Annotated in this window: 21 protein-coding genes; 8 read left to right on the top strand and 13 right to left on the bottom strand. The window is 71.8% G+C overall.

Annotated elements, in window-relative coordinates; all coding sequences use genetic code 11:
* Positions 1-9: 9 nt before the first annotated feature.
* The 7 genes from AB0E91_RS02210 to AB0E91_RS02180 are packed head-to-tail and all read right to left on the bottom strand — an operon-like array spanning position 10 to position 6,782.
* On the bottom strand, positions 10-1,194 hold the full coding sequence (locus AB0E91_RS02210) for a 4-hydroxybenzoate 3-monooxygenase (protein ID WP_361773789.1): 1,185 nt from the start codon (positions 1,192-1,194) through the stop codon (positions 10-12).
* Complete coding sequence (gene pcaD / locus AB0E91_RS02205) at positions 1,194-2,420, bottom strand: 3-oxoadipate enol-lactonase (RefSeq protein WP_361773787.1); 1,227 nt, start codon at positions 2,418-2,420, stop codon at positions 1,194-1,196. Before pcaD ends, AB0E91_RS02210 begins: the two co-directional genes overlap by 1 nt.
* Positions 2,417-3,784, bottom strand: coding sequence for a 3-carboxy-cis,cis-muconate cycloisomerase (pcaB, locus tag AB0E91_RS02200; protein WP_361775120.1), 1,368 nt, complete (start codon positions 3,782-3,784; stop codon positions 2,417-2,419). The genes pcaD and pcaB overlap by 4 nt, the downstream gene beginning before the upstream one ends.
* 31 nt (positions 3,785-3,815) lie before the next feature.
* Positions 3,816-4,391, bottom strand: coding sequence for a protocatechuate 3,4-dioxygenase subunit alpha (gene pcaG, locus AB0E91_RS02195; RefSeq protein ID WP_361773784.1), 576 nt, complete (start codon positions 4,389-4,391; stop codon positions 3,816-3,818).
* A 2-nt stretch (positions 4,392-4,393) separates the two neighbouring features.
* Positions 4,394-5,164, bottom strand: coding sequence for a protocatechuate 3,4-dioxygenase subunit beta (gene pcaH, locus AB0E91_RS02190; RefSeq protein ID WP_361773781.1), 771 nt, complete (start codon positions 5,162-5,164; stop codon positions 4,394-4,396).
* Positions 5,161-5,937: a CoA-transferase gene (locus AB0E91_RS02185; RefSeq protein ID WP_361773778.1), complete on the bottom strand. Its 777-nt coding sequence runs from the start codon at positions 5,935-5,937 to the stop codon at positions 5,161-5,163. The genes pcaH and AB0E91_RS02185 overlap by 4 nt, the downstream gene beginning before the upstream one ends.
* Positions 5,934-6,782, bottom strand: coding sequence for a CoA transferase subunit A (locus AB0E91_RS02180; RefSeq protein ID WP_361773775.1), 849 nt, complete (start codon positions 6,780-6,782; stop codon positions 5,934-5,936). The genes AB0E91_RS02185 and AB0E91_RS02180 overlap by 4 nt, the downstream gene beginning before the upstream one ends.
* Positions 6,783-6,917: 135 nt before the next feature.
* On the opposite strand from AB0E91_RS02180, the gene AB0E91_RS02175 reads away from it, so the two are divergent.
* The gene (locus tag AB0E91_RS02175; protein WP_361773772.1) at positions 6,918-8,621 is read left to right on the top strand and encodes an IclR family transcriptional regulator C-terminal domain-containing protein; all 1,704 of its coding nucleotides are present in this window, start codon (positions 6,918-6,920) and stop codon (positions 8,619-8,621) included.
* A 184-nt stretch (positions 8,622-8,805) separates the two neighbouring features.
* Complete coding sequence (locus tag AB0E91_RS02170) at positions 8,806-10,152, top strand: aromatic acid/H+ symport family MFS transporter (protein ID WP_361773769.1); 1,347 nt, start codon at positions 8,806-8,808, stop codon at positions 10,150-10,152.
* A gap of 153 nt (positions 10,153-10,305) precedes the next feature.
* On the opposite strand, the gene AB0E91_RS02165 is transcribed toward AB0E91_RS02170, so the two are convergent.
* Positions 10,306-11,508, bottom strand: a complete 1,203-nt coding sequence (locus AB0E91_RS02165) for a cytochrome P450 (protein ID WP_361773766.1) — start codon at positions 11,506-11,508, stop codon at positions 10,306-10,308.
* A gap of 225 nt (positions 11,509-11,733) precedes the next feature.
* Between AB0E91_RS02165 and AB0E91_RS02160 the strand changes: the two genes are divergently transcribed.
* Positions 11,734-12,726 (top strand): GNAT family N-acetyltransferase, encoded by a 993-nt coding sequence (locus tag AB0E91_RS02160; RefSeq protein ID WP_161180479.1) that lies wholly within the window; start codon positions 11,734-11,736, stop codon positions 12,724-12,726.
* Positions 12,727-12,773: 47 nt separating this feature from the next.
* Here the strand turns inward: AB0E91_RS02160 and AB0E91_RS02155 are convergent, their stop codons facing one another.
* Positions 12,774-14,225 (bottom strand): carboxylesterase/lipase family protein, encoded by a 1,452-nt coding sequence (locus AB0E91_RS02155; protein WP_361773763.1) that lies wholly within the window; start codon positions 14,223-14,225, stop codon positions 12,774-12,776.
* On the bottom strand, positions 14,222-15,319 hold the full coding sequence (locus AB0E91_RS02150) for an alpha/beta hydrolase (protein ID WP_361773760.1): 1,098 nt from the start codon (positions 15,317-15,319) through the stop codon (positions 14,222-14,224). The genes AB0E91_RS02155 and AB0E91_RS02150 overlap by 4 nt, the downstream gene beginning before the upstream one ends.
* A gap of 306 nt (positions 15,320-15,625) precedes the next feature.
* Here AB0E91_RS02150 and AB0E91_RS02145 point away from each other — a divergent pair, with 306 nt between their 5' ends.
* Positions 15,626-16,135, top strand: coding sequence for a DUF3293 domain-containing protein (locus AB0E91_RS02145; RefSeq protein ID WP_361773758.1), 510 nt, complete (start codon positions 15,626-15,628; stop codon positions 16,133-16,135).
* On the opposite strand, the gene AB0E91_RS02140 is transcribed toward AB0E91_RS02145, so the two are convergent.
* Complete coding sequence (locus tag AB0E91_RS02140) at positions 16,126-16,593, bottom strand: hypothetical protein (protein WP_361773755.1); 468 nt, start codon at positions 16,591-16,593, stop codon at positions 16,126-16,128. The genes AB0E91_RS02145 and AB0E91_RS02140 overlap by 10 nt on opposite strands.
* A 250-nt stretch (positions 16,594-16,843) precedes the next feature.
* Between AB0E91_RS02140 and AB0E91_RS02135 the strand changes: the two genes are divergently transcribed.
* The 4 genes from AB0E91_RS02135 to AB0E91_RS02120 are packed head-to-tail and all read left to right on the top strand — an operon-like array spanning position 16,844 to position 21,426.
* The gene (locus tag AB0E91_RS02135; protein WP_361773752.1) at positions 16,844-18,160 is read left to right on the top strand and encodes a sugar ABC transporter substrate-binding protein; all 1,317 of its coding nucleotides are present in this window, start codon (positions 16,844-16,846) and stop codon (positions 18,158-18,160) included.
* A 5-nt stretch (positions 18,161-18,165) separates the two neighbouring features.
* The gene (locus AB0E91_RS02130; protein WP_361773749.1) at positions 18,166-19,149 is read left to right on the top strand and encodes a sugar ABC transporter permease; all 984 of its coding nucleotides are present in this window, start codon (positions 18,166-18,168) and stop codon (positions 19,147-19,149) included.
* Positions 19,150-19,198: 49 nt separating this feature from the next.
* Positions 19,199-20,038, top strand: coding sequence for a carbohydrate ABC transporter permease (locus AB0E91_RS02125; RefSeq protein WP_361775118.1), 840 nt, complete (start codon positions 19,199-19,201; stop codon positions 20,036-20,038).
* 29 nt (positions 20,039-20,067) lie between these two features.
* A complete protein-coding gene (locus AB0E91_RS02120) occupies positions 20,068-21,426 on the top strand; it encodes a GH1 family beta-glucosidase (RefSeq protein WP_361773746.1) in 1,359 nt (452 codons plus the stop codon).
* Positions 21,427-21,497: 71 nt separating this feature from the next.
* On the opposite strand, the gene AB0E91_RS02115 is transcribed toward AB0E91_RS02120, so the two are convergent.
* Both AB0E91_RS02115 and AB0E91_RS02110 read right to left on the bottom strand, forming a co-directional pair.
* Positions 21,498-24,431 carry a hypothetical protein gene (locus AB0E91_RS02115; RefSeq protein WP_361773743.1) on the bottom strand — a complete coding sequence of 978 codons (2,934 nt, stop codon included), beginning with the start codon at positions 24,429-24,431 and terminating at the stop codon, positions 21,498-21,500.
* A complete protein-coding gene (locus AB0E91_RS02110; RefSeq protein WP_361773740.1) occupies positions 24,428-25,540 on the bottom strand; it encodes an AAA family ATPase in 1,113 nt (370 codons plus the stop codon). Before AB0E91_RS02110 ends, AB0E91_RS02115 begins: the two co-directional genes overlap by 4 nt.
* Positions 25,541-25,579: the final 39 nt, after the last annotated feature.

Below are 25,579 nucleotides of genomic sequence, written 5' to 3'. Positions count from 1 at the left end.
CCGGGCATCTCAGACGGTGGGCAGGCCCGCGTAGTTCTCTGCCAGCTCGGCCGCCGCGTGGGGTGAGGCGGCGATGCGGTCCAGCCGGGAGAGTTGCAGCCGGGTGGCGAAGGGGCTCTGTCCGGGGTCGGTGTGCAGGGCCGTGGTCATGAAGTACGAGAAGTGCTCCGCGCGCCACACACGGCGCAGGCAGGTGTCCGAGTAGGCGTCCAGCAGCTCGGCCGAGCCGGTGTCCTTGAGGCGGGCGAAGGCCCGGGCGAGCACGATGACGTCGGCGGCCGCCAGGTTGAGCCCCTTGGCGCCGGTGGGCGGCACGATGTGTGCGGCGTCCCCGGCCAGGAAGACCCTGCCGTACCGCATGGGCTCGGTGACCGAACTGCGCATCGGCAGCACCGACTTGGCGGTGACGGGCCCGCGCCGCAGCTTCCAGTCGCCGTCGACGGCGAACCGCGCCTCCAGCTCGTCCCAGATCCGCTCGTCGGACCAGTTGGCGGGATCGGTCCCGTTGGGGACCTGAAGGTACAGCCGGCTCACCGTGGGGGAGCGCATGCTGTGCAGCGCGAAGCCGCGCGGGGAGTGGGCGTAGATCAACTCGTCGCAGGACGGCGGGACATCGGCGAGAATCCCCAACCAGGAGTAGGGGTAGGCGTGTTCGTACGTGCGCTTCACGCCGTCGGGGATCGCGGTGCGCGCCACGCCGTGGAAGCCGTCGCAGCCCACCACGTAGTCGCAGGTGAGGGTCTTGTCCCGGCCCTCGTGGGTGTAGCGGATCAGCGGTTCCTCCGTGTCGGCTCCCTCGACCGCGTGCACCGCCGCCTCGAACAACAAGGGCGCGCCGTACGTCAGTTGCAGCGCTATGAGGTCCTTGACGATCTCGGTCTGGGCGTAGACCCAGACCCGGCGGCCGCCGGTCAGGGCGGGGAAGTCGATGCGGTGGGCGCGGCGGTTCCAGCGGAGTTCGATGCCGTCGTGGACCAGGCCCTCGCGGTCCAGCCGCTCGGCGGCGCCGCTCTCCCGCAGCGCGTCGACGGTGCCCTGTTCGAGGATCCCGGCGCGCTGGCGCTGCTCGACGTATGCGCGGTCGCGGCTCTCCAACAGCACGCAGTCGATGCCGGAGTTGTGCAGGAGGCGAGCGAGGAGCAGGCCCGCGGGGCCGCCGCCGATGATTCCGACGGTGGTGTGCGTCTTCGGCATCACTGCCCCTCTTCTTCGGTTTCTCCGAGTTCTTCGAGGACCCGGTTCGCGACGGCGAAGGCGGAGTTCGCGGCCGGCACGCCGCAGTAGACGGCCGACTGGAGCAGGACTTCCTGGATCTCGTCGGGCGTGAGGCCATTGCGGAGCGCGGCCCGGACGTGCATGGCCAGTTCCTCGTGGTGGCCGTGGGCCACCAGCGCGGTGAGCGTGACGCAGCTGCGGTTCTTCCGGCTCAGGCCCGGCCGGGTCCAGATCTCGCCCCAGGCGTAGCGGGTGATGAAGTCCTGGAAGACCGCGGTGAACGGCGTCGTACGGGCGGTCGCCCGATCCACATGGGCGTCGCCGAGTACCGCCCGGCGCACCGACGTGCCGACGGCGTGCCGCGAGGCGTCGTCGGTCGGCTCGCCGGTCAACTCGTCGGCGGACGTGGCGAGATGACCGAGCAGCGCCGCCAGCACGGGGCCCGGTCGCTCGACGTTCGCGAGGTGCGCGGCATGAGCGACCTCGGTGAGGCTCGCGCCGGGGATGCCGTCGGCGAGTTCCCGGGCCTGGGCGACCGGAGTGGCCGGGTCCTCGCGGCCCGCGACGATCAGGGTCGGCGCGGTGATGTGCGGGAGTCGGTCGCGCAGGTCGTGGTCCGCGAGTGCGTCGCACAGCGCGGCGTACGCGGTGGGGTCCGTGGCGCGGAGGTCGTCCACGAGCGCGCGTGCGGCCGGGGCGCCCGCGAATTCAGGGGTGAACCAGCGTCGCGCGGCCGTGTCCGCGACCGGGCCGGTGCCCTTGGCCCGTACGAGCGCCGCGCGCTCCCGCCAGCCCTCCGGCTCCCCGAACCGTGCGGCGGAGCACACCACGGCCAGGGACTCCACCCGCTCGGGGTGGTGGACGGCCAGCCAGGTGCCGACGGCACCGCCGAGCGAGATGCCCGCGTAGGCGAAGCGGTCGATGCCGAGAGCGTCGGCGAGTTGGAGGACGAGCCGCCCGAGACCGGCGACGGTCGCCCCGTTCTCGGGAAGCGGCGCGGTGGACGATCCGCCGTGCCCCGGCAGGTCCCAGCGCACGACCCGGCGCACCCGGGCCAGGGCCGGGACCTGAGGCTGCCACACCGCGAGCGAGGTGCCGAGCGAGGGCCCGAGGAGCAGCGGTGGCAGACCGTCGGGGCCGTCCACGCGGTGATGGAGCAGCGACTGTGATCCGGCGGGGGTGGTCATTCCGGTGGCAGTGCTCATGAGGTCTCCTCTTTCCCCACCGCCGGGCGGCGCAGGGCGCGGTCCACGAGGGCGCCGGCCGCGCCCAAGTAGTGCGCCGGGTCGATGAGTTCGAGGAGCCGCTCCTTGGGGAGGACGCCGGACAGGGCCGGGTCCTCCATGAGGGACTCCTCCAGTGCGCGGCCTTCCCGTGTCGCGCGGTGCGCGGCGCGCGACACGGCCTGCCTGGCCTCGTCACGGCCGATCAGGGCGGACAGAGCTGCGGCCAGGTGCTCGGTGGTGATCAGACCACGGGTCACGTCGAGGTTGTCGCGCATCCGCTGTGTGTCGACCCGCAGTCCTTCCGCGAGTTCGGCCGCGTCGCGGGCGGCGCCGCCGACCAGCCGCAGCGCCTCGCGCAATGGCTGCCACTCGGCATGCCACGCGCCCGCCGCCCGCTCGTCCTCGGCGGCGAGCGAGCCGTACAGGACCGAGGCGAGGGCGGGGACCTGGCGGGCCGTGGCCGCGATGAAGGCCGCGCGGACCGGGTTGGACTTGTGCGGCATGGCGGAGGAGCCGCCACCGCTGCCCTCCGCGACCTCTCCGGTCTCCGTGCGGGACAGCATGAGGACGTCGGCGGCCGGTTTGCCGAGCGCCCCGGCGGTGAAGGCCAGCGCCGAGGCGAGGTCGGCGATCGGCGTGCGCAGGGTGTGCCAGGGCAGCGCGGGCTCGGCGAGCCCGGTCTCGGCGGCGTACGAGGCGAGGAGCCGTACTCCCAGGCCGGGTTCCGTATCGGCGGTCCCGTCCGCCTCGGCGAAGGCGTGGAACGCGGCCAGCGTGCCGGCAGCACCGCCCAACTGCGCGGGCAGGGTGGCTCGTACGGCCGCGAGACGGTCGCGGGCGTCCAGCACGAGCGCACGCCAGCCCGCCGCCTTCAGCCCGAAGGTGGTGGGCACCGCGTGCTGTGTGAGCGTGCGTCCGGCCATGGGGGTGTCGCGGTGCTCGGCCGCCAGCCGGGCCAGGGCGGCAGCCGTGCGGTCGAGGTCGGCGAGGACCGGTTCCAGGGCGCGTACGGCGACGAGCATCGTGGCCGTGTCGAGGATGTCCTGGCTGGTGGCGCCGCGGTGCACATACGCGGTCGCCTCCGGGGTGCGCTCGGCGACGGCCGCGGTGAGGTCCGCGACGAGGGGGATGACCGGGTTGCCGCCGGAGCGGGCGCGCAGCGCGAGGTCACGCGCGTCGTAGCGCGCGGTGTCGGCAGCGGCCGCCGTCACCGCGGCGGCGGCCGGGGCGGGGGCGAGCCCGAGCGCGGCCTGGGCGCGGGTCAGCGCCGCCTCGGCGTCGAGCATGGCCCGCACGTAGGCGGCGTCGCTTGTCGCCGACTCGGCGTCGGAGCCGACGCGCATGGGGGAGAGCAGACCGGCGTCCGCGATGTCGTCAGGCGAAGTCAAGGAAGACCGTCTCCTCGTGCGTTCCGTCGCCCTGCAGACGGATGTCGAAGCGGTGGACCCCCGCGCGTTCCGGGACGGTCAACAGGGTGTCCCTGCGCTCCGGTTCGAGGGCGGCGAGCAGGGGATCGGCCGCGGTGCCGGCCGGAGCGGACAGATAGGCCCGGGTGTGGAGGTGGTGCAGCAGCCCGCGTGCGAAGACGATCAGCGAGAGGTACGGGACTCCGCCGGGCGGCAGCGTACGGACCGCGTAGTGGCCGTCCGCGTCGGTCGCGACCCTCCCGAAGCCGGTGAAGGCGACGCCGTCGCGGCCGACGACCTCGCCCGTGACCGGGTCGCGGCGCATCGACCCGGGCGCGCCGCCGCGCGCGCCGTCGGGGCCGGGCTGCCAGAGCTCGACGAGGGCGTCGGGTACGGGCTGTCCGGCGCCGTCGTAGACGTATCCATGCAGGGTGATCGTGTCGGGGTGGCCGACCGGGGCGATCTCGCCGCCGAGGGCGAAGGGCAGGGCGTAGCCGTAGAACGGGCCGACGGTCTGCGACGGGGTGGGTGCCAGGGAGGTCATGGTCAGTGGCCCTCCTCGGTCCAGGTGGCGGCCGGGCCGTCGAGGACGATGTCCCAGCGGTAGCCGAGCGACCGTTCGGGTACGGACAGATCGTGGTCGTACGTCGCGACGAGGCGCTGCCGGGCGGCGTCGTCGGTGACGGACTGCAGGATGGGGTCGTAGGGGAAGAGCGGATCACCCGGGAAGTACAACTGGGTGACCAGTCGCTGGGCGAACGCCGTTCCGAAGAGCGAGAAGTGGATGTGTGCGGGGCGCCAGGCGTTGGTGTGGTTGCGCCACGGATAGGCGCCGGGCTTGACGGTGGTGAACTCGTACGCGCCCCGATCATCCGTCAGGCAGCGGCCCGCGCCGGTGAAGTTGGGGTCGAGCGGGGCGGGGTGCTGGTCGCGCTGGTGAGCGTAGCGGCCCGAGGCGTTGGCCTGCCATATCTCCACCAGCTGGCCGCGCACGGGGCGTCCGGAGCGGTCGAGGACGCGGCCCGTGACCGTGATGCGCTCGCCGAGCGGCTCGCCCTGGTGCTGCCGGGTCAGGTCGTTGTCCAGCGCGGTGACGTCGGTGACGCCGAAGACCGGTCCGGACAACTCGACCGCCTCCGGGTCGTGCGGCGCGACGAGCGGCCGTTTGGGGTGGCGCAGGGCGCTGCTGCGGTACGGGGCGTAGCCGCGGTCGGGGTGGTTCCGTACGGGCGCGCCGTCCGCCAGGTCCTTGACGTAGGCGGCGTGCGCCTCGGCGATCCCGGCGCCGATGTCACCCTGGGTCGGGGTGGTCGTCATGCGGAGTCTCCTGCCTTTCCGGGATGGGTCTTGAGGGCGCGCAGCGCGGTCAGTTCCTCATGGGTGGGCTCGGCGGTGACGTCGATGGTGGGAGCGGTCCTCAGTTCCCAGCCGGTCGCCGCGCGTACCCGGTCGACGGTGACACCGGGGTGAAGGCCGGTCAGGACCAGCTCGGCGGTGGCCGGGTCGGGACGCAGGACGCCGAGGTCGGTGATGACGGCGGTGGGTCCCTTGCCGCGCAGGCCGAGCTTCTCGCGGTCCCCGGGGCCGGAGCCGTGGCCGACGGAGGTGACGAAGTCCAGCTCGGCGACGAAGTTGCGGAGGCGGTGGCGCAGAACGACCAGCACCTCACCGCAGTTGGCGGCGATCTCCGGGGCGCCACCGGCGCCGGGGAGACGGCCCTCCGGCTTGTCCGGGCCCCGGTCGACGACCGTGGTGTTGATGTTGGCGTGGCGGTCGAGCTGCGCGGCGCCGAGGAAGCCGACGTCGATCCGCCCGGCCTGCAGCCAGTAGTTGAACATCTCCGGGACGGAGACGACCGCGTCGGCGGTCTCGGCCAGCTCGCCGTCGCCGATCGACAGCGGCAGCCGGCCGGGCTTGGAACCGATGGTGCCCGACTCGTAGATCAGGACGAGACCGGGGTTCGCCGTGCGCCGGGCGAGGTTGGCGGCGGTGCTCGGCAGCCCGATGCCGACGAAGCAGGTCCTCGCCGACGCGAGGGCGCGGGCGGCGTTGACCTCCATCAGCTCGTCGGGGGTCCAGTCGGTGGTCATTGATCCGCTCCTCCGGTCCGCGGTCGTCGAGCGGCTGCGCCGGTCCGCTTCACGTGTTCCTCGATCCAGGCGGTGAACAGCGCGCGGTCCCGGGAGACTTGGTCCCAGGCCTGGTAGAAGTCGTTGTCGCGGACCGAGTAGCCCGCCGCGTACGAGGGGTGGGCGCCGCCGGGCACCTCGGCGACCGCGGTCACCGCCCAGCCCGGCAGGACCACGCCACCGGGCCGGGGTTCCAGCTCGTCGACGATCTCCTCGACGGTCACGAGGGACCGCCGGGCGGCGAGCACGGCCTCCTTCTGCACCCCGGTCAGACTCCAGAACTGCACGTTTCCCGCGCGGTCGGCCTGCTGGGCGTGGATGACGGTGACGTCCGGGTTGAGGGCGGCGACGGCGGCCAGCTCCTCGCCGGTGAAGGGGCAGGTCACCGTGGAGACGGTCGCGGTCCGCCGCTCAAGACCGGTGCCGCGGTAGCCGCGCAGCACCGCGAAGGGGAGTCCGGAGGCTCCGGCGACATAGCGGTTGGCCATGCCCGCGTGGCTGTGCTCCTCGACCTCCAGCGGCCGGGGCCAGCCGTTCTCCACCGCGTCCCGGAAGCGGTGCAGGGAGCCCACCCCGGGGTTGCCGCCCCAGGAGAAGACGAGCCGCGCCACCAGTCCCGCCCCGATCAGCTGGTCGTAGATCACGTCGGGGGTCATCCGCACCAGCGTCAGGTCGGTGATCCCCTGGCGGATCACCTCGTGCGCCGCCGCGAACGGGATCAGATGGGTGAAGCCCTCCATGGCGACGGTGTCGCCGTCGTGGATCAGCTCCGCCACCGCGTCCCGCAGCGTCCGGATCTCGGCCACGATCCTCCCCTTCAAGGCTTGTTCGCCCAGTGAACTTTGGTTCACAATATCCGTGAGTCTGGTCCCGCCCGACGGCCCCTGTCAACGGGCCGAGCCGGTACGGTTCCGACGAGATGGAGACCGAGGAGCCGCGCCATGTCCCCCCTTGCCGTTTCGCCCGCGTCCCCGCCCAGGGAGGCCGTCGGCCCCCTGATCCGGGGCCTCGCCGTGCTGCGCGAGCTGGCGGTGGCCGGCGGGCGGCGGTCGCTGGGTGATCTCGTACGCGCCACGGGGCTGGCCCGCTCGACCGTCGACCGCGTGGTCAGCACGCTCGCGCGCCTGGGCTACGCACGGGTCGAAGGACGGGACGCCGTCCTCGCCCCCCGGCTGATGGAGCTGGGCAACGCCTATCTGTCCGCGTGCCGCCTGCCTGACCTCCTCGGACCAGCGGCAGACGCACTCGCCGACGCCCTCGACGAGTCGGTGTCGATCGCGGTGCCCGACCGGGACGGGGTGCGCTTCGTCCACCAGGCGACCCGGCGGCGCGCCGTGTCCCTCACCTTCCGCATCGGCGACCTCCTGCCGGCCGAACGCGGCGCCCCGGGCGCGCTCTTCGCCGCCGACTGGACGGAGGCGGACTGGCAGCGGTGGCGGCAGCGGCGCGCCGCCGACCCGCAGGACATCGGCTTCCCGGCGCTGCCGCACGGATACGGATGGGAGTCGCCCCTGCTCGAGCGGAGCCGAGAGCCTGGGGGAGCGGCCGCCTCCTTCGAGCGGCGGACGGCCGCCGTCGGCGAGCGGGGCTGGTCGCTCGACGACCAGCTGATCGAGCCCGGCCTCATCGCGATCGCCGTGCCGGTGCGGGACGGACAGGGGCGCCCCGTCTGCGCGGTGAGCGTGATCAGCCACACCAGCCGGCACAGCGCCGAGTCGCTGCGCGACGCCGTGCTCCCGCGCCTGCGCGAGACCGTCGCCGCTATGACGGACACCCTGTCGGCGGCCGCGCCGCGGACCGAGCCCCAGGCGGCCACTCCGTCATCGGCGGCCGCCTGGGTACGGGCGTCGAAGGAGGAACTCGGCCCGGAATTCGTCGAGTCCCTGGCCCGGGGGCTCACCGTGCTCACCGCCTTCGGCGCGGGGCGCGCGGAGCTTTCCCTCGCCGACGTCGCCGAGGCCACCGGGCTCGCCCGCGCCACCGCCCGCCGCGCCCTGATCACGCTGGAGCACCTCGGCCATGTGGCCCAGGACGGAAGGAACTTCCGGCTCACCCCGCGCGTCCTGGAGCTGGGCTTCGCCCCCCTCTGCGGCCTGACGCTCCCTCAGATCGCTCAGCCGCACCTGGCGGATCTGGTGGAGCAGGTGCACGAATCGGCGTCGATGGCGGTCCTCGCCGAGGACGACATCCAGTACGTGGCCCGCGTCCCCACCGTGCGCATCATGAGCGTCAACATCACCCTGGGCACCCGCTTCCCCGCCTACGCGACCTCGTTGGGCCGGGTCCTGCTGGCCGGGCTGCCGGAGGCGGAGCGCGCCGCCCGGCTCGCGCGTACGGAGCTGGAACCGCTCACCCGGCACACCGTCACCTCGGCGGACCGCCTCGCCACGATCCTCGGCCAGGTCGCCCAGGACGGGCATGCCCTCGTCGACGAGGAGCTCGAAGACGGGCTTCGCTCGATCTCCGTGCCGGTGCGCGACCGGACCGGCCGGACCGTCGCGGCCGTCAACGTCTCGATGCACGCGAGCCGCCGCACCGCCGAGCGGGCCAGGGAGGAACTGCTCCCGCCGCTGCTCGCGGCGGCGGCCCGTATCGAGGCCGACCTCCACACGGCGGGCCGGTACACCCGGGTGCCGCTCGCATAGGAGCTCGCGGGACGGCCGAAGAGCGGCTTGTGCCACGGCCGTTGACATCGGTCCGGTGTGACTCCACACTCGCGGCGAGCGATTCTGAAGAAAAGTTCACCAGGCGAACCGTGCGGCATTCCGGGCCGCCCGTCACACCGTCTTCGTCACCTTCTCCGTCACCTTCTCGAACGAGTGAGGTCCTGTGACCGCTCCCCAGCAGCGGGCTCCCCGAGCCGCCCGCTCCTTCAGATCCGTCGCCCCCGCCATCGCCCTGTGCTGGCTCGCCGTCTTCTTCGACGGCATGGACGTCAACATCTACGGCGCGACGATTCCGCACCTCCTCGCCGACAAGAGCCTCGGCTTCTCCCCGGGCCTCGCCGGAACCGTGGGCAGCTGGACCACCTTCGGCATGCTGATCGGAGCCCTGGTGGCGGGCACGCTCACCGACTGGCTGGGCCGCAAGCCGCTCGTCGCCGGCAGCGTCGTGCTCTTCTCGCTGGGCTCCGCACTGTGCGCGCTGGCACCCGACGTCACCGTCTTCGGTGCCGGGCGGTTCGTGTCCGGCCTCGGGCTCGGCGGGCTGATGCCGATCGGGCTCGCGATCGTGGCCGAGTTCGCGCCACCGCGCCGGGTCGCGCTCGCCACCGGCCTGATGATGACCTCGTACCACGCGGGCGGCATGGCGGCCACGGGCATCGGCCTCGCCGTCGCACCCGAGCACGGCTGGCGCTGGGTGTTCTGGGCGGGCGCGCTGCCCGCACTCGTCGCCGTACCGCTGGTTCTCAAGTGGCTGCCGGAATCGCCGGGTGTGCTCTTCGCGAAGGGGCGTACGCGGTCCGCGTACGCCATCGCGGACCGCTACGGCCTCGACCGCCCCGGCGCCGCCGACGCGCCCAAGGCCGGGGCCAAGGGGCGGATGTCCGCGATCGGCGCGCTCTTTGCTCCCGGCACCCGCTGGGCGACGCCGTTGTTGTGGACCGCCTCGTTCGCCGGGCTGCTGCTCGTGTACGGCGTCTCCACCTGGCTGCCCGAGCTGATGCGCGCCTCCGGCTACTCGCTCTCGTCCTCCATCACCTTCCTCATGGTGATCAACGCGGGCGGTATCGTCGGCATGCTGATCGCGGGACGCACGGCCGACAGGTTCGGCCCGGTCCGGGTCTCGGCGATCTGGTTCCTGCTGACCGCGTCCGGCACCTTCCTGCTCAAGGCGCACCTGCCGCTCGGCCTCGCCTACACCGTCGTCTTCATCACCGGCATCTGGCTCTTCAGCGCCCAGGTGATGGTGTACGCGGCCACGTCCACGGTGTACGCGCCCGGTGAACGGGCCACCGGGCTCGGCTGGGTCACCGGCGTCGGCCGCACGGGAGCGGTGCTCGGCCCCCCGCTCGGCGGGGCGGTCGTCGCGGGCGGCAACGCGGGGCTCGGCTTCACCACGTTCGCGCTCGCCGCCGTGCTGGGCGCCGGCGCGATCGCGCTCGTACCCCTGGCCCGGCGCCCCCGCCCGGCCACCACCGGCGCGGTCGCGACGGAGACGGCGGCCGGGGCCTGAGCCGGGCCCGGACCGGGACTCGACGGCGGATCGCCGTCGTCCGCGACGCGGGAGGACGACGGCAGACGTCAATGGGCGCGGAGGTCCCGGCGGCGGGGTGGCACCACCGAGACCTCGTCGCAGCCCGCAGCCCGCAGCCCGCAGCCCGCAGCGCTACGCCCCCCAGCGCACCGGCAGACTCCGCGGCCCCCGGATCAGCATCCCCTCGCGCCAGGAGAGGGCGGCCGGGTGGGCGTCGAGGGCGAGGTGGGGGAAGCGGGTGAGGAGGGAGGTGAGGGCGATGCGGGCTTCGAGGCGGGCGAGGGGGGCGCCGAGGCAGTAGTGGATGCCGTGGCCGAAGGCGACGTGGCCGCCCGCGGGGCGGCGGATGTCGAAGTCGTCCGGGTCGGGGAAGCGGGCAGGGTCGTGGTTGGCGTCCGCCAGGGCGACCAGGACCATGTGACCGCCGCCGGGGACGACCGTGCCGCCGATCTCGACCGGCTCCGTGGTGAAGCGGAACGTCGGGGTCTCCACCGGGCCGTCGTAACGCAGCATCTCCTCCACCGCGTTGGGCATGAGCGTCATGTCCTCGCGGAGAGCGGCCAGTTGCTCGGGGTGGGTGAGCAGGGCCAGCACACCGTTGGAGATCAGGTTGACCGTGGTCTCGTGCCCGGCGACCAGCAACAGCCAGGCGGTACCGAGGAGTTCCTCGTGCGAGAGGCGGTCGCCGTCCTCGTCGGTGGTGCGGACCAGGTCGCTCATCAGGTCCTGGCCCGGAGCATCACGCTTGCTCTTTATCAACTCGGCCAGATATGAGGCCGTTTCGCGCGTCGCCTCCTGTCGTACCTCGGGGGCGGCGTTGGAGAGGACCGTGTTCGTCCAGTCGCGGAAGGCGGCCCGGTCCAGCATCGGTACGCCGAGCAGCTCGCAGATCACCGAGATCGGCAACGGGAACGAGAGCGCGTCGACCAGGTCGGTCCGGCTGTCCGGCACCGCCGACATCGCGTCGAGCAGCTCGTCGGTGATCTGCTGGATGCGCGGGGCGAGTTGCTCGATGCGGCGCGGGGTGAACTCGCGGACCACCAGCTTGCGCAGCCGGCCGTGGTCCGGTGGGTCCTGGTTGAGCATGTGGGGCCCGGCGGCCGGGCTGGAGATCGGGAACGAGGGCGCGGCGTTGTCCCACCGTTTCGACAGCCGGGGGTCCATGAGCGCGGCACGCCCCGCTTCGTACCCGACCACGAGCCACGCCTCGGCCCCCTCCGGAATCCGCACCCGGTGCACGGGCCCGCGCTCGCGCAGCGCCGCGTACACCGGATACGGGTCGCGGACGAAGTCGTCGCCCATCGCCACCAGGTCGATCACTTCAACGTCCCCCATTTTCCACCCCTGTTCGCAGACTCGCCCCGACGCTAGCAGTGTGCGGCGCCGCCGGTCACGGCCGTGTCGTGGTCGCGTCGGACCTGTCCTGCCGATCACGGGTCGCGCGGCCGCGCGGCGACTCGGGAGGATCTTCCGAACGCGTGAATCGAAGCAGCGGAGGCCGACAACTGAGCACCCGTCACGGTAGGTTGAGGCGGCCAACTGGATCCCGAGGGGGCGGCGATGGTGGACGGCGCAGCGGTGGACTTCCAGATCGTCCGGGCACGCGAGGACCACCTGGAGCAGATCACGGCACTGGCCGCGTCAAGGAGCCTGGACCGGACGGACCCCTTGCAGGCCCGTCACGAAGGGTTCCTCGTTTCGGACTTCACCGAGCAGACGTACCGCGCCCGGCTGAACACCGCCGAGCACTTCTACGTCGCGGTCAAGGGCGCCACCGTACTGGGCTTCCTGCTCGCCTACAGCGACGAGCGTCTCGAGCCCGACGAATGGCTCAACCGGCGGATCAGAAGCGCCCTGGGCAGCTTCTTGGTGATCAAGCAGATCTGTGTGGCGCGGGACGCGGCCCGCCAGGGCGTGGCCTCGCGGCTGTACTACCACGTGCTGGACCAGTGCGAGGAGAAGCCGGTGATCGCCGCCGTGGTCGCGGAGCCGGCCAACGAGGCGTCCACCCGGTTCCACCGCCGGCTCGGCTTCGAGGAACTGATCCGGCTGGTCCCGCCGGACGGCAGACAGCGGGTGGTGTGGGTGCGCCGCAAGCCCCGCGAGATGCTGCTGTACGCCCAGTACGGCATCGCCGTCGACCTCTACAAGCACGAGGACGTCACCAACTGGCAGAAGCTGAACAATTTCTTCTACATCACCGCGGCCCTCGCCGCCGCCATCGCCTTCGCGTTCGGCAAGGACGGGGCCGCGTCCGAGCGGATGGCCCGGAACCTCACCGTGATCATCGGCGTCATCGGACTGGGCACGTCCGTGGCCTTCTCCCAGATGCTCCGGTTCGGACGCCGCTACCTCCAGGCCCGCAAGAAGGCGGTCATAGACCTGGAGGAACACCTGGCCTGGCACGGCGGCCACCGCATAGTGAGCCGTGACATCAGCGAGGCGAACAACGGATGGCTGCGCGCCTCCCCGACCGGGATGCTCATGGTGCTGCTCCCGTCGCTCGTGGCGGTGTGCTGGCTGGTCGTGATCGTGGTGGTGAGCACGGGCTAGAGCACGCGCCCGCCTCCGGGCCTTGCCGGGCTGAGTCTGCGGCGTGGCTACCGCACGCCCTCCCACAACACCCGTTCCTCCGCCCGCAGATCCTTCCCCGGCGCCGATTCCTCCGCGAAGACCATCGTCGTGCGGGTGGCCTCGTCGTACGCGGGCCAGCCGGGGTCGCCGGTGCGGGCGAAGGACACCCAGGCCGTGTGCATCGTGTCGGCGAGGGGCTGGGGCGGGTGGGGGCCGAGGAGCGGGGTGTACGTCGGGTCGGTCAGGCGGTCGAAGACGAAGGGGAGTTCCAGGGCGTGGCAGGCGCCGAGGCGGCCGTCGAACTGCGGGGAGCGCCAGGCGAATTCGTACAGGTGGGAGCCGGGGACGGATTCCGCGAGGCGGACGGCGGGGAGGCGGTAGAACCAGTCCGTGGCCACGGCGTCGAGGAGTTCGCCCGGGGTGGCGGTGGGGCGGGCGGCGCGGTAGACGGGGAGGGCCTTGTCGGGGTCGAGGCCGTAGGCCGCCGTCATCGTGCGGAGGCGGGACTCGGGGAAGGCGTCCAGGCGGTACGTGGGTGCCAGGAAGAGGCGGTACTCCTCGCGGTTGGTGCCGATGAGGAGGTCGATGCCGCAGTCCGGGCCCGGGAGGGAGAGGTCGGGCAGGACCGGCTCGAAGGGCATCATGTTGAGCGTGGCCTCGCCCCAAAGGGTGGGATCGGGGCGGGAGTTGAGTTCGGCTCGCAGGTCCGCCTGGGCGGTGAGCAGGTCGTCCAGGGGGGCGGCGGCGAACGCGTCGGGGGTGGGTTCGACGCCGAGCTTCGCCGCCAGGTGGGCCGCGATCCGGGAGGCCGTGCCGGGGCGCAGGAAGTAGTGGCACGAGCCGCTCTGGAGGATGGCGCGGCGCACCAGGCCGCGCAGTTCGCCCATGGCCAGCAGCGCGCCGATGCTCATGGCGCCGGCCGACTCCCCGAACACCGTCACCTGGTCCGGATCGCCGCCGAAGGAGGCGATGTTGGCGCGGACCCAGCGCAGCGCCGCCAGCTGGTCCAGCAGGCCGCGGTTGTCGGGCACGCCGGGCAGGCGGAGGAAACCATCCGTGCCCAGGCGGTAGTTGAGGGTCACGCACACCACGCCGTCACGCGCGAAGGCGCTGCCGTCGTAACCCGGCGCCGAACCCGAGCCGTTGGAGAACGCGCCGCCGTGCAGCCACACCATGACCGGCAACCGGGCGCCCGGACCCGGCGCGGGCGTCCAGATGTTGAGGTTCAGACACTCCTCGCCCGGGATGCTGTCCTCGGGGATCAGGGCGTCGAACGGCGGGGCGTACGGGGCGTGGGGTGCGGTCGGGCCGTAGGCGGTGGCGTCGCGTACGCCGGTCCAAGGGTGCGGTGGGGAAGGGGACTTGAAGCGGAGTTCGCCGAACGGCGGTGCTGCGTAAGGGATTCCCAGGAAGGACACCACGCCGTCCGCGCCGGTACGGCCCCGGACAGCGCCTTGCTCGGTCGTGCACACCGTCATGCCGACAGGACCTCCAGCAGCGCCGTCATGAACTCCTCGGGCTTCTCCAGGTGCACCGCGTGACCCGCGTCGGGTACGGCGACCTCCCGTACCGTACCGCCGTGCGCCGCGTAGCGGTCCAGGACGTGACGGGTCTGGGCCACCATCGGCTGGGCCGGGGTGCCGTCCCAGCCCGGTACCGCGCCGAGCGCGCCGAGGTGCGCCAGGTCGAACAGTGAGGTGTCCGACACGATCACGTCGTCCTCGCCGCGTATCCAGAGCACGGGCGGCTTGGGGTCGATCAGGTGCAGGGCGTCGAGGCGGAAGTACAGCGGGGAGAGGGAGTTGAGGATGCCCCGGGTGCCGGGGGCGGTGCCGGGCCAGGCAGGGGACGCGGTGCTGTCGCCGGGGTAGTGGTCGTCGCCGGTGCGGGTGGTGAGCATGGAGTCGACGTACGCGTCCTCGTCCTCGGGGTGCGGACGCCATGGCGGCTTGACGTACGTGCCGGCCAGGACCGAGCGCGGGGATAGCGGGGAGTCCGCACCGCGGTCGCCCTCGGCGAGCCGCGCCACGAACCCCGCGTTGGCCGTACCGCCGCCCGAGCCCGCGCCGTCCTCGGAGTTGAGGGTGCCGTCGAGACCGTGCGTGCCGCCGAAGCCGTAGGGCGAGACGGGGTTGACCAGCGTCACCGAGCGGACCGCCTCCGGGTGGTCGTTCAGGTACTGCAACGCCACGCCGCCGCCCATGGACCAGCCCACCAGATGGGCCCGCTCGATCCCGAGGGCGCGCAGCAGGGCGTCCAGGTCGTCGGCGTGGTCACGCAGGCCGCGCGTCGCGTCGACCGGCAGCGGCTCGGTGCCGCCGAAGCCGCGCAGATCGGGGGCGAGGGGGCGGTAACGGTCAGGGAGACGGGGGAGGACGGTGCGCCAGAAGGCGGCGGAGGAGACGTTGCCGTGCAGGAAGACGACGGGGTCGCCGTGGTCGCGTACGTCGGTGACGTGGAGGGTGAGGCGGTCGGTGGGGATGGGGCGGGTGCGGGGTGCTTCGGCGTGCTTCGGGGGGTCATCTGTGTGGTCGCGATCGGTGTGCTCGGGCCCTGTGTGTTCGCGCCCCATGGTGTGTCCCCCCGTATCTTTCGCGGTGTCGCTGCGGTGGGCGCACATGTTAGGCGGGCTGTGGAGGGGGACAACATGTGTGCGCGCACTACATCGACGGGATGATGTGTGGGGGTGACATATGTGTGTGCACTGCCTCCGCTGGTCTTGCGCAGCACCCTGTGGCACCATTCCGCTCGTTCATGAAAACGATCACGCCGAGCCCGAGCGGGGCTGGGCGCGGATCTCCCTGCAGGCTGTGTAAGGGGGTCCTCTCTTTCCGGAGGAGGGCTCATGCGGGAGCGATGGACGGCCTACCGACAGGCCGTGGCGGACATCCGATTCGGGGAGCGACGCGTTACGAGGGTCGCGCCCCTCGCCGTCGGAGTGACAGAGGGGCCGTACCCCGAGCCGTCCGGCCGGACCATCCACGTCATCACCGCCTGCAACCCCCGTGGACGTCTCGTCGCCCCCGAGGACAACGCGCGGGCCCACGCATCGCTGTTGGCCGAACTCGGCCGTAGCGGACACACATGGTGGCCCGCCACAGGTGGCAGCCCCTGCGGCACCCACACCGAGGAGAGTGTGGCCGTCACCGGACTGACCGACGCCGCGGCCCGCGTCCTGGGGCGCCGGTTCGGTCAGGACGCGGTGTTCGCGTGGAGCCCGGAGGCGTGGCGCCTACTGGCGTGCTTCGAGGAGTGGAGCGAGACGGCGGGTTGGCGGACGACCTCCGCGCCCGGCGGGAACCCGGCGCCCGGCGGGAACCCCGCCACCGGCGCTGATCCCGCCCCCGGCGAGGACCCCACGTCCCTCGGAGGCCCCGCTCAGCGATAGTCCTCCGGGTGGGACTTCATCCAGGTATTGATCTTGTCCCGGGTGCCCAGCAGCAGCTTCTGGTGCTTTTCCAGGTTGGGGAAGGACACGTCCTTCCCCAACGTCCCGTGCAGGGTGTCCATCCAGGCCAGAGGCGTGGCGAAGTGGCTCTTGCCCTGCGGGTCGGCCTTCATCGAGGCGTCGAGGTCCTCGAGGTTGTCGTGCACACGGGTGAGGAAGTACTCGCAGTTGTCCGGCGTCGTGCAGCCGTCGTTGTACGTCGCCTGGAGCACGGCGAGCGCGTCCCGGACCTTGGGCGTGGAGTCGATCGTCTGCGCGGACGTGGGCGCGGGTGCGGGTGCGGAGGGGGACGTCGAGGCGGTGTCGTGCCCGGCGGAGCAGCCGGTCAGCAGGGCACCGGCCAGCAGCGCGGGCAGCAGCACCGGCAGCGCGCGGTACGGGACAGTGGTCGAGAGCATGGGCGTCCCCCTGGATGAGCGGCCCTCCGGGCCGACTGGGCGACGATCATCGCAGAGCCGTACGGAGTCGGCGCCCGGGGGTGCCAACTCCCCCCGCTGCAAAAGCCGCCCGATCCCTTGACTCCACCTCCGACGAGGGTTTAACTCACGTCCTAAATTAAGCCATGAGGAGCCTTCGGGGGTCGAACGGGTGTCGGCTGTCGTGAGCGGTCCTCGGGGTCTCGACTCCCGGAAAGGGACTTCTGGAGCCATGCGCAGCATCCGAGCCGCGGCCACCGGCGCCGTCGTCATGTCTCTCGCCCTCGCGGCCACCGCGTGCGGAGGGGGTACGTCGGGCGGGGACGGCGCCAACGGGTCGTCCAAGACGCTGACTTACTGGGCCTCCAACCAGGGCGCGAGCATCGCCGTGGACAAGCAGGTCCTCCAGCCCGAGCTGGACAAGTTCGAGAAGCAGACCGGCATCAAGGTGAAGGTCGAGGTCGTTCCCTGGTCCGACCTGCTCAACCGCATTCTCACGGCGGCCACTTCGGGCCAGGGCCCCGACGTGCTCAACATCGGCAACACCTGGAGCGCCTCCCTCCAGGCCACCGGCGCGCTGCTGCCCTGGGACGCGAAGAACTTCGCGAAGATCGGCGGCCGCGACCGGTTCGTGGACTCCGCGCTCGGCTCCACCGGCGCCGCGGGCAAGGACCCGGCGGCCGTACCGCTGTACTCGATGGCGTACGCGCTCTACTACAACAAGCAGATCTTCGCCGACGCGGGCATCTCCAAGCCCCCGGCCACCTGGGACGAGCTGGTCGCCGACGGGAAGAAGATCCAGGCGAAGGGCAAGTCCCCGCTGGGCGCGGAGGGTTCGAACGTCTCGGAGAACATCCACCACGTCTTCGTCTTCGCCAAGCAGCACGGTGGCGACTTCTTCACCGCCGACGGCAAGCCCGACTTCACCAACCCGAAGGTGGTCGACGCGGTCAAGCAGTACGTCGACCTGATGGCCAAGGACAAGGCCATCCCGGCCGGCAACGCCGAGTACGCGCAGAACCAGTCGGTCAGCGACTTCGCCAAGGGCAAGCAGGCCATGCTGCTCTGGCAGTCCGCCGCCGCCAACCTCAAGTCGCAGGGCATGAGCGACGACGCCTACGGAATCGCCCCCGTGCCCGTCCAGTCCGGCACCCCCGGCACCGGAACCCAGGTCAACTCCATGGTCGCGGGCATCAACCTCGCCATTTTCAAGGACAGCCACCACCTCGACGGCGCGACGCAGTTCGTGAAGTTCATGACCAGCGACAGCGAGCAGAAGATCCTCAACAAGGCCTACAGCTCCATCCCGCCGGTCAAGGCCGCCCAGCAGGACCCCGCGTTCGACGCGCCCGCCACCGCCGTCCTCAAGAACACCCTCGCCACCAGCGCGACCGCGCTGCCCCAGGTCGCCGACGAGTCGCAGTTCGAAACCGCAGTCGGCACCGCGGTCAAGGACCTGTTCGCGGACGCCGCCGCGGGCCGCGCCGTCACCACCGCCTCCGTCAAGGCCAAGCTGGAGAAGGCCCAGCAGCAGATGCCGGCGGCCTGACGACCATGACCACCACCGTTCTGAAGGAACCGGTGCGCGGCGACGCGCCCGGTGCCGCGCGGGGCCCGCGCCGCACCGGGCGCGTCCGGCGCGTGACCCTCCCGTATCTGCTCCTGCTGCCCGCGCTCGTCCTCGAACTCCTCGTCCATCTCGTGCCGATGGTCATGGGCGCGCTGATGAGCTTCCGGGAACTCACCCGGTTCCACATCCGCGACTGGTCCACCGCGCCCTGGACGGGGCTGGACAACTACCGCGTGTCCGTGGACTTCGACGCGCCCATCGGCAAGGCGCTGCTCCACTCGTTCGCCGTCACCGTCGGCTTCACGCTGCTGTCCGTCGCCCTGTGCTGGCTGATCGGCACGGCCGCCGCCGTCTTCATGCAGGACACCTTCCGGGGACGCGGCCTGCTGCGCGCCCTGTTCCTGGTGCCGTACGCACTGCCCGTCTACGCGGCCGTCATCACCTGGGTGTTCATGTTCCAGCACGACAACGGCCTGGTGAACCACGTCCTGCACGACCAGCTCCACCTCACCGATCAGCGCTCCTTCTGGCTGCTCGGCGACAACAGCTTCTACGCCCTGCTCACCGTCTCGGTGTGGAAGGGCTGGCCGTTCGCCTTCCTGATCGTGATGGCGGGGCTCCAGAACATCCCGGGCGAGCTGTACGAGGCCGCCGCGCTGGACGGCGCCGGGATGTGGCGGCAGATCCGCCACATCACGCTCCCCGCGCTGCGGCCCGTCAACCAGGTACTCGTCCTGGTGCTGTTCCTCTGGACGTTCAACGACTTCAACACGCCCTTCGTGCTGTTCGGCCGGAGCGCCCCCGAGGCGGCGGACCTGATCTCGGTGCACATCTACCAAACGACCTTCCTCACCTGGGACTTCGGCACCGGCTCCGCCATGTCCGTCCTGTTGCTGCTCTTCCTGCTGGTCGTGACCGGCGGCTATCTGCTGTTCACCTCGCGCGGACGGAGGGGCGCCGATGTCTGAGACGCCGACCATGACCAGGCCGTTGGGCAAGTCAATATCCAAGTCCCCGCTGTCCCGGCCCCGTTCGTTCCTGTGGTCCCGCCGGATCTTCCTCACGCTGCTCACCGGCTTCGTCCTGCTGCCCGTCTATGTGATGGTCTCCAGCTCACTGAAGCCGCTCGCCGACGTGACGGGTGAATTCCGCTGGCTGCCCAGCGAGTTGACAATCCGGCCGTACATCGACATCTGGTCCACGATCCCGCTCGCCCGCTACTTCGTGAACTCGCTGATCGTGGCGGGTGCGGCCACCGTCTGCTCGGTCGTCATCGCGGTCTTCGCGGCCTACGCCGTCAGCCGCTACGAGTTCCGCGGCAAGCGCGTCTTCACGGTGACCGTGCTGTCCACCCAGATGTTCCCCGGCATCCTCTTCCTGCTCCCGCTGTTCCTGCTCTACGTGAACATCGGGAACGCCACCGGAATCGCCCTGTTCGGCTCGCGCGGCGGACTGATCCTCACGTATCTGACCTTCTCGCTGCCGTTCTCCATCTGGATGCTGATCGGGTACTTCGACTCCGTGCCCCGCGACCTCGACGAGGCCGCGCTGGTGGACGGCTGCGGGCCGCTTGGCGCGCTGCTGCGGGTCGTCGTGCCGGCGGCCGTGCCCGGCATCGTCGCGGTCGCCGTCTACGCCTTCATGACCGCCTGGGGCGAGGTCCTCTTCGCCTCCGTGATGACCAACGACACCACCCGCACGCTCGCCGTCGGCCTCCAGGGCTACTCCACCCTCTACAACGTCTACTGGAACCAGATCATGGCGGCCTCCCTGGTGGTGAGCGTGCCCGTGGTCGCGGGCTTCCTGCTGCTCCAGCGCTACCTCGTCGCCGGACTGACCGCGGGCGCCGTCAAGTGACCAACACCCTCCACCGTGAAGGGACTTCCGTGTCCGAACCCATCGACCTCGCCGCCCTCCCGAACGACTTCCTGTGGGGCACCGCCACGGCGGCGTACCAGATCGAGGGCGCCGTCGCCGAGGACGGCCGCTCACCGTCGATCTGGGACACCTTCTCCCACACACCCGGGAAGACCGCGGGCGGCGACACCGGCGACATCGCCTGCGACCACTACCACCGCTGGCCCGAGGACCTCGCGCTGATGCGCCAACTCGGCGTCAACTCCTACCGGTTGTCCGTCGCGTGGCCGCGCGTCCTGCCCGGCGGCGACGGCCCCGTCAACGCCAAGGGGCTCGCCTTCTACGACCGGCTGGTCGACGCCCTCCTGGAGGCGGGCATCACCCCCTCGGTCACCCTCTACCACTGGGACCTGCCCCAGACCCTCCAGGACCGGGGCGGCTGGCCCGAGCGCGACACCGCGCACGCGCTCGCCGAGTACGCCTCCGTCGTCGCCGAACGCCTCGGCGACCGCGTGAAGTTGTGGGCCACGCTCAACGAGCCCCTGTGTTCCGCCTGGATCGGGCATCTCGAGGGCACGATGGCCCCCGGCCTGACCGACCTCACGGCCGCCGTCCGTGCCTCGTACCACCTGCTCCTCGGCCACGGTCTCGCCGCCCAGGCCGTACGCGCCGCCGCGCCCGGCGCCGAGGTCGGCATCGTCAACAACCTCTCCACCGTCCACCCCGCCACCGACAGCCCCGAGGACGCGGCCGCCGCCCGCCGCCAGGACGGCCACGTCAACCGCTGGTGGCTCGACCCCGTGCACGGCCGGGGTTTCCCCGCCGACATGCGCGAGCTCTACGGCGTCGAACTCCCCGAGAAGCCCGGCGACTTGGAGACCATCGCCGCGCCGCTCGACTGGATCGGCCTCAACTACTACTTCCCGGCGTACGTCATCGACGACCCGCAGGGCCCCGTCCCGCACGCCCGCGCCGTACGCCGCGAGGGCATCGCCCGCACCGGCATGGACTGGGAGATCGAACCCAAGGGCATCGAGGCCCTGTTGCTGCGCCTCACCGAGGACTACGGCGCCCGGCGCATCTACGTCACGGAGAACGGCTCCTCCTTTCCCGACAGGGTCGGCCCCGACGGCACGGTCCACGACCCCGAGCGCCGGGCCTACCTGGAGTCCCACCTCGCCGCCTGTGCCTCCGCCGCCCGCAAGGGCGCCCCGCTCGCCGGGTACTTCGCCTGGTCCCTCCTCGACAACTTCGAGTGGGCCTACGGCTACGCCAAGCGGTTCGGGCTCATCCACGTGGACTACGAGACGCAGCGGCGGACGGTGAAGAGCAGCGGACGGCGGTACGCGGAGATCGTGGACGCGCACCGGAAGCTCGCCACCGGCTGAGACGCGCGCCGGGCCGGGTCCGCAGTGCCGGACCCGGCCCGGGGCCGTCAGGTGTACGTGAGCGCCGCCCCTCAGGTGTGCGCGAGCAGGGACTCCCAGGCCGCCGCCGTGGCCGGGTGGCGGTCGGCAAGCGCCGAGGCCGAAGTGGCCGAAGCGGCCGTGGAAGCCGTACCGCCCGGCTCGGCCCAGTCGCCGTCGCAGCCCAGCAGCTCCGCCACGGCGTCGCAGGTCGCCGGATGCGCGGCCAGCAGCGCGGTGCCCCGCGCGACCGGGGCATCGGTGGCCGTCCAGCCGTCCGTCCAGCCGTCCGTGCAACCCAGCAGCTCCGCGAGCGCGTCGCAGGTCGCGGGGTGCGCGGGGAGCAGGGCCACGCCACGCGGGGCCCGCGGTTCCGGGCGTACCGCGACCTGCGCCTCCGCCAGCCACGGCGGCGTCCACGTGTCCAGCGCCGCCAGCCGGGCCGGGAAGATACGGGCGGCCTCCCGGATCAGCAGCGGCGCCAGCTCGCCCGCCTGGGCGCGGAGCGTGGTGATCAGCAGCGGCAGCCACGGCAGCAGCACCGTGTCCGGCAGCCGGCCGAAGGCGTTGGAGACCGCCTCCACCACCACGTCCGCGAGCCCGGGCACCGGCTCCAGGGCGTGCACGAAGCCGCTCAGGTAGCGCGGATAGGCGGGCACCACCAGCGGGTTGTCCAGCAACTCGACGCACCGCGCGCGCAGTTCGGCGCGAGACAGCGTGCCGAGCTGCACCTGCGCCGCCCACAGCAGCGCCGTCTTCGCCGGGTCCTCGGGGTGCGACTGGGCCACCGCCAGTTCCAGCTGGGCCCGGTCGCAGCCCAGCGACAGCGCCAGGCTCTCCATGCTGAACAGGAACCCGAGCATCGCCGCGACCTGCCCGACCGTCGCCTCCTCGTCGCGGAACGCCGTCGGCAGCAGCGTGCAGTAGTGCGCGTACCCCGCCTTCGCGAAGGACTCGATCCAGGGCGGCAGCACCGGCGCGTGGGTGCGGTAGTACGCCAGCAGTCTCCGCACCCGGCGCAGCACCTCCGGCGCCCCGTCCACCCTGCGCTCGGTGGCCAGCACCTTCAGCGCGTGGGTGCCGAGTTCGTCGGCGAGACGCCCGCCACCCAGATACAGCGTCGCGTCCTCGACCGCCGCCAGGACGGTCGCGGCCGTCGCCTGCGGACCGTACGCCTCGCGCCGCAGCCGCTGCTCCAGGACCTGCTCCAGGCTGACGCCCTCGTAACCCAGCTCGATCAGGGCCCGTTGGTGGGTGCCGATCGCGAGGTCCCAGGACTCCTGGAGGGAACGCTCGCCGAGCTTGCGCTCACCCATGATCGGGCGGGCCGCGCCGTGCGGCAGCAGGCGGCGCAGCACCCACAGCACGTCCGAGCAGGCCGCCAGTTCGGGATGCGACACGATGTCGAGCAACGCTCGCTGTACGCCGCGCTGTTGGAGCTTCAGCCCCAGTGGTGCCAGCCGGTCGTGCACGTCCCGGGCCAGCGGCGGCAGGGCGTCGTAGCCGACCTGGCCGATCCGGTCGCCGCCCAGCATGATCTCGACCAGGTGCCGTACGTCCCGTCGGCCGGGTACGGCGTCCTTCTCGATGCAGGTGACCGCCGCGTCCTGGAAGTCGTACGGCGTCGGCTTCGCACGGTCGCGCATCCCGGCCAGCAGGATGGAGGTCTCGAAGACTGCGATGGCGTCGGCGGTGGAGGCCAGATAGCCGTTGCGCCGGGCCGCGCGGACGATGTCCACGGACCAGCCGAGCAGCTCCGCCTCGTCCAACGTGTCCAGCACGGGCGCCTGTTGGAGGAAGCCGGTGAGGCGGTCCGGGGTGGAGCCCGGCGAGGGAATGAGGGCCTTCGTCGGGGCCGCCGCCTTCTTCGGGGCGCCCTTCTGCCCCGCCAGCCGGTACGGCCGTATCCGCGAGCGCTTCAGGCCCTTGGCCCACTCCGTCGCGGCGATCGACACCGAGCCCGCGGCGAGGCCGAACTGCGCCTCGATGGCCGCGTGGCTGGACGGGATCAGTCCGTACTGCCAAGTCGTCGCCGTACGCGGGGAGATGGCGAACGTGTCGGTGCCCTCGACGCCGAACTCGTCCACCCGGCTGGCCGCGTGGAACGCCCCGCACACGTACAGGCAGTCCGCCGGGTCGGCCCCCGACGCCGCCAGGTGCTCGCGCATCCGGGTCCACATGTACCGCTCGCGGTCCTCGTCCACCCGCACCCGGCCCTCGTCACCGGGGGCGAGCCGCCGGAAGAGGCTGCCGATGAGGAACATGGCCTGGCGGTAGGTGTCGTGGTCGCTGCCCGCGAGCGGGACCTCGACGTACTGGTGCCACCACTCCGACCAGTGCCGCACCCGGCCGTGCCGCAGCAGATGCTCCTCCAGTTCGGCGAAGCGCGGGCGCAGGTCGCCGATCTCCACGCCGACGGCCTCGCCGTGGAGTTGAGCCTCCTCGGGCGCCTCGTCGTCCGTGGCGGACTCCGGCGCCGTACGGCTCGTGTCCCACTGGTACACATGGTCGGCCGACCGGTCCACCAGGACCAGCTCCACCCCCGGAGTGTCCAGGGCGTACGCGATGGCCTGGTACTCGGCGGACGCCTCGGTGATCGGCGCGACCACCGACAGCGGCGCCCACTCGGCGGGGAAGCCGTCGACCTTGCCCGCGAACGCCTGCACCGCCACCGGCAGACGGCAGTTGCGCAGCTCGCTCAGCAGCGGGGCCATGTCCTCGCACAGCTCCAGGTACACCACCTTGGGCTGCTTCTCGCGCAGCCTGCGGGCCATGGCGAGCGCGGAGGCGGGGGAGTGGTGGCAGACCGGGAAGATCTCCAGCGGTTCGCGGACCGCACGGTCCACGTCGTCCACCATGCCGAGGAGGATGCCCTCCAGGGCGTCGGGCCCGCTCGCGAACTCGGTGGCCGCACGCTGGAGTTGTCCGCGCAGCGCGCCGAACGCGCCTTCCGGGGTGCCGCTCGTGGCGGCCTGGGCCCCGCTCACGACAGGGTGGCGATCGCGTCGCGGCCGCCCTCGAGGAACTCCGGCCAGGAGCCGCCCTCCTCCTTGCTGCGCGGCTCGACCACGCCGTGCAGATACTTGTTGAGGATGGCCAGGTCCTCCGGCTCGCGCCGGGTGAGGGAGCCGATCAGCGACGAGGCGAGCGTACGGGCGGTGAGCGTGTGCTCCCCGAAGAAGTTGCTGTGCAGCACGGCGTCCTCCAGCACACCGATCTGCTCGGCCGTCGAGAGCGCCGACTCCAGCTTCTCGTCGTCGCTGCCGGCCGAGGCGGCGGACGCGCGCAGGTCGGCGAAGCTCTGGAGCAGCACGTCGAGCAGGGTCGGCGGCACGTCCAGGTCGATCGAGTGCCGCCGCAGCAGCTCCTCGGTGCGGAAGCGGACGATCTCCGCCTCGCTCTTCTTGTTGGTCACCACCGGAATCCGCACGAAGTTGAAGCGGCGCTTCAGCGCGGACGACAGGTCGTTGACGCCCCGGTCGCGGCTGTTGGCCGTGGCGATGATCGAGAAGCCGGGCTTGGCGAACACGATGTTGTCGCTCTCCAGCTCGGGCACCGATATGTACTTCTCCGACAGGATCGAGATCAGCGCGTCCTGCACATCGCTGGTGGAACGGGTCAGCTCCTCGAAGCGGCCGATCGCGCCGCCCTCCATCGCCGTCATGATCGGGGACGGGATCATCGACTCCCGGGACTGGCCCTTGGCGATCACCATGGACACGTTCCAGGAGTACTTGATGTGGTCCTCGGTGGTGCCGGCCGTGCCCTGCACCACCAGCGTGGAGTTGCGGGAGATCGCGGCGGACAGGAGCTCCGCCAGCCAGCTCTTGCCGGTGCCCGGGTCGCCGATCAGCAGCAGACCCCGGTCGGAGGCGAGGGTGACGATGGACCGCTCCACGAAACTGCGGTCGCCGAACCACTTCTGCGAGATCTCCCGGTCGAGCCCGTCGGCCCGCTCGGAGCCGAGGATGAACAACCGGACCATCTTGGGCGACAGCCGCCACGAGAACGGCTTGGGGTTGTCGTCGATGGACTCGAGCCAGTCGAGCTCCTCGGCGTACTTGATCTCGGCGGGGGCGCGCAGCAGGTCGGACATGGGTGAAGTGCCTTTCGGTACAGGGGGATCGCAGGGGAA

This window comes from Streptomyces sp. NPDC026659 (assembly GCF_040638245.1).
Taxonomy (GTDB): Bacteria; Actinomycetota; Actinomycetes; order Streptomycetales; family Streptomycetaceae; genus Streptomyces.
The sequence above is the reverse complement of the archived record's forward strand: the minus strand, read 5'-3'. Positions and strand labels throughout refer to the sequence as shown.